The sequence below is a fragment of the Micromonospora sp. AMSO1212t genome (assembly GCF_008868145.1).
Taxonomy (GTDB): domain Bacteria; phylum Actinomycetota; class Actinomycetes; order Mycobacteriales; family Micromonosporaceae; genus Micromonospora; species Micromonospora tulbaghiae.
On record NZ_WBKS01000012.1, the window covers coordinates 24,511 to 37,228 of the forward strand.

Consider the following 12,718-nt stretch of genomic DNA (forward strand, 5'->3'; position numbering starts at 1 on the left):
AGTCCTCTTGTCTGATCGGTCGGACGAAGACGCCCGGCGCCGGTCCGTAGGGGGTTGACGGACCGGCGCCAGGCGCGCCCGGTCAGGCCAGCGCGGCCTCGGCGGCGGCCAGGAACGCGTCGTTCTCGGCCGGGGTGCCGATGGTGACCCGGACGCCGTCGCCCGCGAACGGCCGGACGATCACGCCGCGTGCCTCGCACGCCCGGCCGAACTCCACCGCCCGCTCGCCCAGCGGCAGCCAGACGAAGTTGGCCTGGCTGTCCGGCACGTCCGGCACGAACTTGCGCAGCGCCTCGGTGACCCGGTCCCGCTCGGCCACGACCAGCGCGCAGCGCCGCTCCACCTCGTCGGCCTGCGCCAGCGCGGCCAGCGCGCCGGCCTGGGCGGCCATGCTGGTGGAGAACGGGGTGACGACCTTACGTACGGCGGCTGCCACCTCCGGTGCCGCGACCAGCCAGCCGATCCGCAGGCCGGCCAGGCCCCACGCCTTGGACAGCGTGCGCAGCACCACCACGTTCGGCCGGTCCAGGTAGGTCAGGCCGTCCGGCACCTCCGGGTCGGTGACGAACTCCCGGTACGCCTCGTCGATCACCACGAGCACGTCGTCCGGCATCGCGTCGAGGAAGCGGTCCAGCTCGGCCCGGCGCACCGCCGTACCGGTGGGGTTGTTCGGGTTGCAGACCAGGACCATCCGGGTCCGGTCGGTCACCGCCGCCGCCATCGCGGCAAGGTCGTGACCGTGGCCGGCGTCGTTCGGCACCCGCACGCTCGTCGCGCCGCTGGTCGCCGCGATGATCGGGTACGCCTCGAAGGAGCGCCACGAGTAGAGCAGCTCGTCACCGGGCAGGCAGGTGGCGCGTACCAGGTGCTCGGCCAGTGCCACCGAACCGCAGCCGGTGGCAATCCGGTCGGCGTCCACGCCGTACCGCTCGGCGAGCGCCTGGCGCAGCGCCACCACGCCCATGTCCGGGTAGCGGTGCGAACCGGCGACCGCCTCGGCGACCGCCTCCACCACGCCCGGCAGCGGGCCGTACGGCACCTCGTTGCTGGCCAGCTTGATCGCCTCGGCCAGGCCCAGCTCGCGGGCCAGGTCGGCCGGACTGCGGCCGGGCACATAGTTGGGCAGCGCGTCCAGGTCGGCGCGGGTGAGCCGCAGCGCAGGCTGGTGACGTCCGGTCTCGGTCATGGGGTGTCTCCCGGGGTGTCGGCGCTCTCGGGCGGGGCGGTACTGGTGTCACGCTTGCGGGGGAGCTGGACCACCACCGTCTGCGCCCGCTTGTCGTGCAGGGCCTGGCGCAGCGGTTGGTCGAACAGGGGTGAGATCGCGTCGATGAGCTGGAGCAGCAGACCCAGCCCGCAGCAGTACCAGAGCAGCGTCGGCAGGCCGAGCGTGCTCCAGCGCCGGGTGGCCCGGCCGAAGCCGAGCGGCTGGTCCGCCTCGACCGGCAGCGCGCGTACGCCCATCAGCCGCTTGCCGAAGGTCTGACCGCGCGCCGCCATCGACGGCACCTCGTACGCGTACCAGAGCGCGGTGGCGATCACGAGGATGGCGATCTGGAGGCCGCCGGCCTGGTCGTCGATCTGGGGCAGCCCCTCGGTGGACGTGTCGCCGTTGAGCGCCCGGCGCACCGATTCACGCAGGTACGGGGAGACGGCCTCGATGTAGCGCCAGACGAACCAGCCGTTGACCACGGCGTTGAGCAGGAACACGATGCCCAGGTCGATCAGGCGCGCGACCAGCCGGGCGCCGTACGACGCCAGCGGCAGTCCGTGCGGACGCGGGATCGGCTGCGCGCCCGGCCAGTGCGGGTACGGCCAGCCGGGCGGCGGTCCCTGCATTCCCTGCCCGGCCTGCCCGGCCTGCCCCGGCTGTCCGGGCTGTCCCGGCCAGGGGTTCGGCTGTCCCGGCTGTCCCGGCTGACCCGGCCACGGGCCGGCCTGGCCGGACTGCCCCGGCTGGCCCGGCCAGGGGCTCGGCCCGCCGGGCGTGCCGGGCGTCGGGGTCGCGTCGGGGCGGCCGCCGGTCCCGGCGGCCGGCTGGTCGGCGGCGGGCGTCGCGGTGACCGGCGCGGGCTCGGGTTCGGCGGGCGGCGGGCCGTCGGGCGGGGTGACGTCGACCGGGATCGGCGCGCCGATCCAGCCCTCGCCGTCCCACCACCTGCGGGTCTCCGTGTCGGCGGGGTCGACGTACCAGCCGGGTTCCAAACTCACGATGCCGTCCTAGTTCCCGACTGCGGGGCTCGCAGGCCCGGCTCACTCCTCGCGCTCACGGGCCAACCTTAACGACGACCGTCCCGGCGAACTTGTCGTGGAGGCACTGCTGCCAGGGCTTGTCCCACAGTTGCCAGAAACCGTCGAGGTAGTTGAGGAACGGCACGAACATCCCACCGGCGAACTCGACGAGCCAGCGCTTGCCGAGCATGCCCCGGGTCAGCGCGGCGTCCGTCTGCACCGGCACGATCCGCAGCTTCATCACCTTCTTGCCGAACGTCTGCCCGGTCCGGCGGGCGAATTCGACGTGGTAGACCCAGTAGAAGGCGAGCATCAGCAGCAGGACACCGAGCTCGGCGGCGAGCAGCGGCAGGAACACGCTGGTCCAGACGTCGACCGGGTCGGGGCCGTTCGGGCCGGCCTGCTCCATCTCGTCGATCATCCGGAAGAAGACGAGGAAGAACACCGGCACGAACAGCACCATCATCACCGCCATGGCGACGGCGGTGTCGATCAGGTAGGCGAGCAGCCGGTCGCCGAAGCCCGCCAGCGGCTGCCCGTTCGGCGCCACCGGAGGCGGGACGGGCCTCGGGGCGTACCCCGGAGGAACGTGCTGCGCGGGCACCGCCGGTCCGCCGGGCGGCGCGAAGCCGCCGCCCGCGGGTGGATGTCCGGCGAGCGGCGGCGTCGGGTTCGGAGGAGGCTGGGTCACGCGGACAGTGTTACAGGTTCCCGCGCTTCTCCTGCTCGCGCTCGATCGCCTCGAACAGGGCCTTGAAGTTGCCCTTGCCGAAGCCGAGCGAGCCGTGCCGCTCGATCAGCTCGAAGAAGACGGTGGGGCGGTCCTGCACCGGCTTGGTGAAGATCTGGAGCAGGTAGCCGTCCTCGTCCCGGTCGACCAGGATCTTGCGGGACTGAAGCTCCTCGATCGGCACCCGGACGTTGCCGATGCGGGCGCGCAGCTCCGGGTCCTCGTAGTACGAGTCCGGGGTGTCCAGGAACTCGACGCCCGCCGCGCGCATGGCGTCCACGCTGGCCAGGATGTCGTTGGTGGCCACGGCGATGTGCTGGGCGCCGGGGCCCTGGTAGAACTCCAGGTACTCGTCGATCTGCGACTTCTTGCGGGCCACGGCCGGCTCGTTGAGCGGGAACTTCACCTTGCGGGTGCCGTTGGCGACGACCTTGCTCATCAGCGCCGAGTAGTCGGTGGCGATGTCGTCGCCGATGAACTCCGCCATGTTCGAGAAGCCCATGACGCGCTTGTAGAACTCGACCCACTCGTCCATCCGGCCCAGCTCCACGTTGCCGACCACGTGGTCGACCGCCTGGAAGAACCGCTTCGGCTGGATGCCGGCGTCGATCATCGGCTGCCGGTCCACGATCGGGCCGCGGGCCACGAACCCGGGCAGGAACGGGCCGGTGTAGCGGGACCGGTCGACCAGGCTGTGCCGGGTGTCGCCGTACGCGGCGATGGACGCCATCCGGACGGTGCCGTGCTCGTCGCTGACGTCGTGCGGCTCGACCAGGCCGGTCGCGCCCTGCGCCACGGCGTGCGCGTACGCGGCGTCCACGTCCGGCACCTCCAGCGCGATGTCGGAGACGCCGTCGCTGTGCTTCGCCACGTGCTCGGCGCCGTCGGCGTCCGGGCGTACCGCGCCGGTCAGCACGAAGCGGGCGGAACCGCTGGTCAGCACGTACTGCGCGTGGTCCCGGTAGCCCTGCTCCGGCCCCCGGTACGCCACACACGTCATGCCGAACGCGGTGGAGTAGTAGTGCGCGGCCTGCTTGGCGTTGCCCACCAGGAAGTGGACGTGGTCCATGCCCTTGACCGGGAACGGGTCGCGGGTGATGTCGTGGTCGACTGCGCCGACGAGAGCGTCGACGTCGACCTCCTCGGTCGACTGGGGTCGGTCGATCGCCTGGGTCATGGTGGCCTCCCTCGCGTACCGGCCGGCCTCGCGGGCCGCCGTGGATGTGCTCTTCCGGCGAGGATCTACGGGCCACAGTGAGTTGGGCAACAGTTGACGTAATTCCTGGTCAGGTTGTGCATTCGGTACCGTGGTACACCATGAACACTGGTCAGGATGTACAGCTCGACGAGCTGGACGCGCGCTTGATCGAACTGCTGGCGGAGGAACCCCGGATCGGCGTGCTGGAATGCTCCCGGCGGCTCGGCGTCGCCCGCGGCACGGTCCAGGCCCGGCTCGACAAGCTCGTCGGCCGGGGTGTCGTGACCGGGTTCGGTCCGGACATCACCCCCGCCGCGATCGGCTTCGGGGTGACCAGCTTCGTCACGCTGGAGATCAGCCAGCGGCACGGCCACGACCAGGTCACCGCACACCTGGCCGCGATCCCCGAGGTGCTGGAGGCGCACACCATCACCGGCTCCAGCGACCTGCTCTGCCGGATCGTCGCCCGGTCGAACACCGACCTCCAGCGGGTCATCGACCAGATCGTCGCCTCGGAGGGCATCCGGCGCGCCTCCACCATCATCGCGCTGGCCGAGCAGATCCCGTACCGGACGCTGCCGCTCGTCCGCTCCGCCGCCCGCGGCGGCCCTTAACACCCCGGACCACCCAAGAAGCGCCGCGACACGCACCGCACGCGGCCCGGGGGACCGGTGATCGTCGCTACCGTGTGCGGTGTGAAGGGCCTAGGGGTACGCGGCTGGTTGCTGCTCGGGCTCGTCACCGTGGTCGTACTCGCCGCGACAGGCGTCTGGAACCCCTTCCCGGCGCTGTGGGACTGGGTCGACCGCAGCAAGCCGATCTCCGAGCCCGACGTGGTCTGGCAGCAGCGCGTCGGCGGCACGCCGCGCAGCGTCACCATCGCCGGCGACACCGTGATCGTCGAGCAGCGCACCCGCATCGAGGCGCGCAACCTCGCCGACGGCGGCCGGCTGTGGGAGCGCAAGGCCGACTGGTCGGCGGTAGCGGGCAGCGGCCGGGAGTCGGTCGTCGCCGTGGGCCGGCTGCTCGACAAGGGGTACGAGGTGCTCGACCCGGTCAGCGGCGTGACCCGCCGGCGCGACGACCGCGCGATCGCCGTCTGGACCTACCGGAACCTGCTGCTGGACGCGTACTGCGTGCAGGCCACCGACTGCACGCTGCGCGCCTGGGAGCCGCGCGGCACCGCTCCGCTGTGGAGCGCGTTCCTGCCCGGCGTGCACAGCGGCGTGCTCGCCGACAACCCGGAACTGCTCGGCACCCGGAGGCTCGGCGCCACCCGGATCGACGGCGGGGTGGCCGGGCCGGAGTCCGTACCGCCGCTTCTCGGCTTCCCGGTCGACGGCCGGGTGCACGTGGTGGACACCGCGACCGGCCGGGTGCTCCAGAACGTCCAGCCCGGCCGGGAGGAACGGCTCGCAGTGGTCGGCGGCCGGCTGCTGCGGATCGCGGCCACCTCCCGCGACGGGAGCTGCTACTACGCGGTGACCGCCGTGGACCCGGCCACCGGTCAGCAGGTGTGGCGGCGTACCGGGATCAACCTGCGCACCGCCGACTACGCCGGTTGCGTGCAGCGGGAGGATCCGCAGGGCGGGCGCAACGTGATCATCGGGGTCGCCCCCGACGGCCGGGAAGCGGTGCTCGACGGGTACGACGGCCGGCTGCTCCAGGTCGGCGCGGACGGCGAGAAGCTGCTCGCCGTGGACGACCGCTACACAGTGGTGCGCAGCGCCGACAAGGGCTCGCTGCTCGGTCGGGAACTGTCGGCCGACCGGACCCGCTGGACCCGGCCGGCGGGCGGCAAGAACGGTGCGGCCCTCACCCCGTACGCGGCGGTGATCAGCGAGGAGAAGCCGTCCCGGCTGATCGCTGTCCAGCCGCGGGAGGGCCGGGTGCTGGTCGAGCTGCGTACCTCGGCGAACGCGCTGGCGGTCGGCCCGAACGGCATGATCATCGGCGAGGGGCGGGAGATCGGGTACGTCCGCTGGGGCGCCGGCACGGGTGAGGCGCCGGGGCCGGACCAGGACGGCGCGCCGGTGGCGCCGGACCCGGGAGGCAGCTGGCGCCCGCCGAGCGACCAGGGAAGTTGTGGGCCGAAGAACGAACTCTGCGCCGGCGGCAAGTGACAGCGGGTGAGAGCGTCGTCCCACGACCCACCTGCGGGTGTCACCGATCGACGGCTCTGCCCTAGGCTTTTCGGTCATGAGCAGTGCCGCCGCCTTCTCGTACGCACCCCTGCTGCCGACCGGTCCCGACCAGACCGAATACCGCCTGGTCACCGACGAGGGGGTGGACGTCGTCAACGGCCCGGGAGGCCGCCGGTTCCTCACCGTGGATCCGGGCGCGCTGACCGCGCTGACGGCGGAGGCGATGCACGACATCGCCCACTTCCTGCGCCCGGCCCACCTGGCTCAGCTCCGCTCGATCATCGACGACCCGGCGGCCTCGCCGAACGACCGCTTCGTCGCGCTCGACCTGCTGCGCAACGCCAACATCGCGGCCGGCGGCGTGTTGCCGATGTGCCAGGACACCGGCACCGCGATCGTGATGGGCAAGCGCGGCCGGCACGTGCTCACCGACGGCACCGACGCGGAGGCGATCTCGCGCGGCGTCTACCAGGCGTACACCCGGCTCAACCTGCGCTACTCGCAGCTCGCCCCGCTGACCATGTGGGACGAGCGGAACACCGGCAGCAACCTGCCCGCCCAGGTGGAGCTGTACGCCGAGGACCCGGACGGCCACGCCGACGCGTACAAGTTCCTGTTCATGGCCAAGGGTGGCGGCTCGGCCAACAAGTCCTACCTCTACCAGGAGACCAAGGCGCTGCTGAACCCCACGCGGATGATGCAGTTCCTGGAGGAGAAGCTGCGGCTCATCGGCACCGCCGCCTGCCCGCCCTACCACCTGGCGATCGTCATCGGCGGCACCTCCGCCGAGTACGCGCTGAAGACCGCGAAGTACGCCTCCGCGAAGTACCTCGACGCGCTGCCCACCGAGGGCTCGATGAGCGCGCACGGCTTCCGTGACCTGGAGCTGGAGGCCGAGGTGCTGGAGCTGACCCGCAACTTCGGCATCGGCGCGCAGTTCGGCGGGCGCTACTTCTGCCACGACGTGCGGGTGGTCCGGCTGCCACGGCACGGCGCCTCCTGCCCGGTGGCGATCGCTGTCTCCTGCTCGGCCGACCGGCAGGCGGTGGCGAAGATCACCCCCTCGGGCGTCTGGCTGGAGCGACTCGAAACCGACCCGGCGCGGTTCCTGCCCGACGTGACCGACGAGTCGCTGGAGACCGAGGAGGTCGTCCGCGTCGACCTGAACCGGCCGATGGACGAGATCCGGGCCGAGCTGTCGAAGTACCCGGTGAAGACCCGGCTGTCCCTGACCGGCCCGCTCGTCGTCGCCCGGGACATCGCGCACGCGAAGATCGCCGAGCGGCTGGACGCGGGCGAGCCGATGCCGCAGTACCTGCGCGACCACGCCGTCTACTACGCCGGGCCGGCCAAGACCCCCGAGGGCTACGCCTCCGGCTCGTTCGGCCCCACCACCGCGGGCCGGATGGACGCGTACGTGGAGAAGTTCCAGGCGGCCGGCGGCTCGATGGTGATGCTGGCCAAGGGCAACCGGTCCGCCCAGGTCACCCGCTCCTGCCAGGCGCACGGCGGCTTCTACCTCGGCTCGATCGGCGGTCCGGCCGCCCGGCTGGCGCAGGACTGCATCAAGCACGTCGAGGTGCTCGAATACGCCGAGCTGGGCATGGAGGCGGTCTGGAAGATCGAGGTGGAGGACTTCCCTGCCTTCATCGTCGTCGACGACAAGGGCAACGACTTCTTCGCCGAGGTCACCAAGCCGGTGCTCACCGTCGGCCGGCGCTGACGTCAGACGTACGCGAGGGGCGCCCGGGAATGTCCCGGGCGCCCCTCGGTGTGTCCGTCGTGCATCGACATCGGTGCGCCTGTCCGGCCGAGTGGCCGGGCAGGCGCACCGCCCCCGTCGGATGCCGTCACCGACAACCCGTGACGAGTCTGGGTGCCGTCGCTATCGGATCGCTATCGCCTCGTCGCGCCGCTCGGTGACCGCCGGGCTACGCTGCTGGAAGTTGCATGGCGGCAGGCGGGGGCGCGGATGCGATTCGGGATCTTGGGGCCCTTGCGGGTCGGCGGCGGCGAAGCCACCGTCACCGCGGGCCGGGATCGCACCGTGCTCGCCATGCTGTTGCTGCGCCCCGGCCGGGTGGTGCCGGTGGAGGATCTGGTCGACGCCGTCTGGGAGGACCGTCCCCCGGCGACCGCGCGGACCCAGCTCCAGATCTGCGTGTCGAGACTGCGGCAGCGGTTCGCTGCGCTCGGGCTGCCGGCCGACACGATCGTCACCGACCCGGCGGGCTACGGCATCCGGATCGAGCCGGACGACCTCGACGCCGACATGTTCGCCCGTGCCGTGGAGACGGCCCGCGCCGAGGCGGCCGCCGGCCGGCCGGCCGAGGCCCGCCGCCACTACCGGGCCGCCCTGGCGCTGTGGCGCGGTCCGGCGCTCACCGGTATCCCGGCCCGGCTGGTGCGGCTGCGGGCCCAGGCGCTCGACGAGCAACGGCTCGCGGTACTGGAGGACTGCGTCGACGTCGAGCTGCGGCTGCGCCGGGGGACCGAACTGGTCGACGAGCTCACCGAGGCGGTCGAGAACAACCCGCTGCGGGAACGGCTGCGGGGGCAGCTGATGCTGGCCCTCGCGGCGGTCGGCCGGCAGGCGGACGCACTGGCCGTCTACCGGGACGGCCGCCGGATCTACGCCGAGGAACTGGGCATCGAGCCCGGCACGGCGTTGCAGGAACTGCACCAGCGCGTACTGGCCGGTGACGAGGCGGCCGGCCCGCGCCCCGCGGCACCGGTACGCACGCTGCCCCGGGCCATCCGGGACTTCACCGGCCGTCAGCAGACCATGGCGCGGCTGGTCAAGGACATCGTCGAGGAGGGGACGCGGCTGTACCTGATCGACGGCATGGCCGGCAGCGGCAAGACCACCCTCGCCGTCCAGGTCGCGACCGCGTTGCGCGAGCGGTTCCCCGACGCGGAACTCTTCATAGACCTGCACGGCTACAGCGAGCGCAGCCCACTGACCCCCGCGGCGGCCGCGGCCACCCTGCTGCGACAGCTCGGCGTGCCCGCCGAGCGGGTGCCGGTCGACGCGGAGGACCGGCTGGCGATGTGGCGCTCCGAGCTGGCGGACCGGCGGGCCGTGGTGGTGCTCGACAACGCGGCGAGCGCCGCCCAGGCCGCGGCGCTGCTGCCCAGCGGTCCGGACAGTCTCGTGCTGGTGACCAGCCGTCGCCGGCTGGCCGGCCTCGACGAGGGGCGTCCACACTCGCTGCCCGTCCTGGACCCGGACGAGGCCGTCGAACTGCTCGGCCGGATCGTCGGCGCCGACCGGGTCGGCGCCGAGCCGGCGGCCGCCGCCGAGGTGGCCCGGCGGTGCGGTCATCTGCCGCTCGCCATCCGGCTGGCCGGTTCCCGGCTCGCGCACCGCCCGCACTGGCGGGTCGCCGACCTGGCGCGGCGGCTGGCCGAGGCGCAGGATTCACTGGCCGAGCTGGCGGTCGGCGAGCGCTCCGTCGGGCACGCCTTCACGCTCTCGTACGCGCAGGTCTCGGCGCCGGCCCGGCGGCTGTTCCGGCTGCTCGGGCTCCACCCCGGCGTACGGTTCGACAACCGGGTGGCGGCGGCGCTCGCCGACGTGCCACTGCCGGAGGCGCAGGAGCTGCTGGACGAGCTGGTGGACGTGCACCTGGCCGAGGAGACCGCGCCGGGCCGGTACCGCCTCCACGACCTGCTCCGGGAGTACGCGCGCCGGTTGCTGGCCGAGACCGAGCGCCCGGCCGAGCGCCGGACGGCGGTGGCCCACCTGCTCGACCATCACCTTCAGGTGGCGGTCGGTCTGGCGATCGTCGCCGAGACGAAGCAGGGCGCGCTGAGCCAGGTCGCCTTCCCGCCGCCGCGGCGTCCCGACCTGCTGCCGGTCCGGGACAGGCCGGGTCAGTCCTGGTTCGACGAGAACCGGGCGGCTCTCGTCGGGCTGGTGCACCTGGCCGAGTCGGAGGGCCTCTCGGCGTACTGCTGGCAGCTGACCCGGGCGTGCTGGTGGTCCAACTTCGTCGGTGGCCACCTCGACGAACTGGTCGAGACGCACGAGGTGGCGCTGCGCGCCGCCACCGGGTCGGGGGACGAGGAAGCAGTGGCCATCACCATGAACTACCTCGCCTCGGCGAAGTTCCGGCTGGGGGACTTTCCGGAGGCGATCCGGTTCCTGGAGGCGGGCGTCGACAGGTACCGCCGGCTCGGTCTGCGCCGGGAGCAGGTCCAGGCGCTCTGCAACCTCGCCGCGGTGTGTTTCGGGACCGACGACGCGGAGCGCTGCATCAGGTACGTCGACGAGGCGCTGCGGATCAGCCGCTACCCGGACGACGCGGCGACCATCTCCAGCCTGTTCAGCATGTTGTCGATCGCCGAGCTGTTCCGTGGCCGGTACGACCTGGCCCTCGAAGCGGCCCGCCGGCACGTCCTCCTGGCGCGGGTGGCGGGGGACCCGCGGCACACCTCGAACGCGCTCGGCCACCTCGGCATGATTCGGCACCGCCTGGGCCAGACCGGGCCGGCCCGCCGGTTGCTCCGGGCGGCGCTGCACCTGAAGCGGACCACCGCGAACCGGTTCGGGGAGGGGGAGATCCTCAACGAGATCGGCATGATGGAGCGTGAGGCGGGCCGCCCGGCCGAGGCCGCCGCCCGGCACCGGGCCGCCCTGATCGCGATGACCGACGCGGGGGACCGGATCGGGCAGTGCGCCTCCCGGAACCTCCTGGCCCGCGCCCTGCACGATCTGGGCGATGTCGACGCCGCGATCGACCTGCACCGCCGGGTGCTGGACGACGCCACGCGACTGAGTCTGCGCTACGAGCAGGCCCGGGCCCTGGACGGCCTCGCCCGCTGCCTGCGCCACGCCGACTCCGACCAGGCCCGCCGGTACGCCGGGCGGGCGCTGGCGCTGTTCCGCCAGGTCGAGTCGCCGGACCGGCGGGAGACCGAGAGGCTGCTCGCCGAGCTGGGCTGAGGGCCGCGCCACTTTCCCTGCACACCGCCCGGTTGCGCGGCAGGATGGAACGCGTGACGACTCCAGAGGCGACCGGCTACCGGATCGAACGCGACTCGATGGGCGAGGTGGAGGTGCCCGCCGAGGCGCTGTGGCGGGCGCAGACCCAGCGTGCGGTGCAGAACTTCCCGATCTCCGGGCGCGGGCTGGAACCGGCCCAGATCAAGGCCCTGGCGCAGATCAAGGGTGCGGCGGCCCTGGTCAACGGTGAGCTCGGGGTGATCGACGCGGACGTGGCGCAGGCGATCGCCACCGCCGCCGCGCACGTGGCCGAGGGCGGCTACGACGACCAGTTCCCGGTGGACGTGTTCCAGACCGGTTCCGGCACGTCGTCCAACATGAACACCAACGAGGTGATCGCCACGCTGGCCGGCCGGGAGCTGGGCCGCGACGTGCACCCGAACGACCACGTCAACGCGTCACAGTCCAGCAACGACGTGTTCCCCACCTCGATCCACCTGGCCGCCACACAGTTCGTGGTGGAGGATCTGATCCCGTCGCTGAAGCAGCTCGCGGGCGCGCTGGAGGAGAAGGCGGCCGAGTTCGAGACGGTGGTCAAGGCGGGGCGTACCCACCTGATGGACGCCACGCCGGTCACGCTCGGGCAGGAGTTCGGCGGCTACGCCGCGCAGGTGCGTTACGGCGTCGAGCGGCTGGAGTCGGCGCTGCCCCGGCTGGCCGAGCTGCCGCTGGGCGGCACCGCTGTGGGCACCGGCATCAACACGCCGCTGGGCTTCGCCGACCGGGTGATCGGCAAGCTGCGGGAGTCGACCGGCCTGCCGCTGACCGAGGCGCGCAACCACTTCGAGGCGCAGGGCGCCCGGGACGCGCTCGTGGAGACATCCGGGCAGCTCCGAACCGTCGCGGTCGGCCTCTACAAGATCGCCAACGACGTGCGCTGGATGGGCTCCGGTCCGCGCGCCGGGCTGCGTGAGCTGCGCATCCCGGATCTCCAGCCGGGGTCTTCGATCATGCCGGGCAAGGTGAACCCGGTGGTGGCCGAGGCGATGCGGCAGGTCTGCGCCCAGGTGATCGGGAACGACGCGGCGGTGGCGTTCGCCGGGTCGCAGGGCGACTTCGAGCTGAACGTGATGCTCCCGGTGATGGGCCGCAACCTGCTGGAGTCGATCAAGCTGATCGCCGCGTCCAGCCGGCTGTTCGCCGAGCGGCTGGTGGCCGGCCTGGTCGCGGACGCCGAGGTCTGCCTGGCGTACGCGGAGGGCTCGCCGTCGATCGTCACCCCGCTCAACCGCCACCTCGGGTACGACGAGGCCGCATCGATCGCCAAGGAGGCGCTGGCCAAGCAGGTGTCCATCCGCGAGGTGGTGATCTCCCGGGGTCACGTCGACTCGGGCAAGCTCACCGAGACCCAGCTGGACGAGGCGCTGGACCTGCTGCGGATGACCCACCCCTGAGCCGGCGCCGGT

The 12,718-nt window shown here is 72.5% G+C and carries 9 protein-coding genes; 5 read left to right on the forward strand and 4 right to left on the reverse strand.

Annotated elements, in window-relative coordinates:
* Positions 1-82: 82 nt before the first annotated feature.
* Genes hisC through hppD form a run of 4 tightly spaced genes read right to left on the reverse strand, consistent with a single transcriptional unit; the run spans position 83 to position 4,139 of the window.
* Entirely contained in the window at positions 83-1,186 is a 1,104-nt protein-coding gene (gene hisC / locus F8279_RS05675; RefSeq protein WP_151499316.1) for a histidinol-phosphate transaminase, read from the reverse strand.
* Complete coding sequence (locus F8279_RS05680) at positions 1,183-2,211, reverse strand: RDD family protein (protein ID WP_091425624.1); 1,029 nt, start codon at positions 2,209-2,211, stop codon at positions 1,183-1,185. Before F8279_RS05680 ends, hisC begins: the two co-directional genes overlap by 4 nt.
* Positions 2,212-2,266: 55 nt before the next feature.
* The gene (locus F8279_RS05685; RefSeq protein WP_151499317.1) at positions 2,267-2,923 is read right to left on the reverse strand and encodes an RDD family protein; all 657 of its coding nucleotides are present in this window, start codon (positions 2,921-2,923) and stop codon (positions 2,267-2,269) included.
* 10 nt (positions 2,924-2,933) lie between these two features.
* Positions 2,934-4,139 (reverse strand): 4-hydroxyphenylpyruvate dioxygenase, encoded by a 1,206-nt coding sequence (hppD, locus tag F8279_RS05690; protein ID WP_071097563.1) that lies wholly within the window; start codon positions 4,137-4,139, stop codon positions 2,934-2,936.
* 140 nt (positions 4,140-4,279) lie between these two features.
* Here hppD and F8279_RS05695 point away from each other — a divergent pair, with 140 nt between their 5' ends.
* From F8279_RS05695 to F8279_RS05715, 5 genes are all read left to right on the forward strand, one after another.
* On the forward strand, positions 4,280-4,774 hold the full coding sequence (locus F8279_RS05695; protein ID WP_091425618.1) for an Lrp/AsnC family transcriptional regulator: 495 nt from the start codon (positions 4,280-4,282) through the stop codon (positions 4,772-4,774).
* Positions 4,775-4,846: 72 nt separating this feature from the next.
* Positions 4,847-6,283 carry a PQQ-binding-like beta-propeller repeat protein gene (locus F8279_RS05700; RefSeq protein WP_091425615.1) on the forward strand — a complete coding sequence of 479 codons (1,437 nt, stop codon included), beginning with the start codon at positions 4,847-4,849 and terminating at the stop codon, positions 6,281-6,283.
* A 76-nt stretch (positions 6,284-6,359) separates the two neighbouring features.
* A complete protein-coding gene (locus tag F8279_RS05705) occupies positions 6,360-8,027 on the forward strand; it encodes a fumarate hydratase (RefSeq protein ID WP_091425612.1) in 1,668 nt (555 codons plus the stop codon).
* Between the two features lie 249 nt (positions 8,028-8,276).
* Complete coding sequence (locus tag F8279_RS05710) at positions 8,277-11,252, forward strand: AfsR/SARP family transcriptional regulator (protein ID WP_091425609.1); 2,976 nt, start codon at positions 8,277-8,279, stop codon at positions 11,250-11,252.
* A gap of 44 nt (positions 11,253-11,296) precedes the next feature.
* Positions 11,297-12,706, forward strand: a complete 1,410-nt coding sequence (locus F8279_RS05715; RefSeq protein ID WP_175438833.1) for a class II fumarate hydratase — start codon at positions 11,297-11,299, stop codon at positions 12,704-12,706.
* Positions 12,707-12,718: the final 12 nt, after the last annotated feature.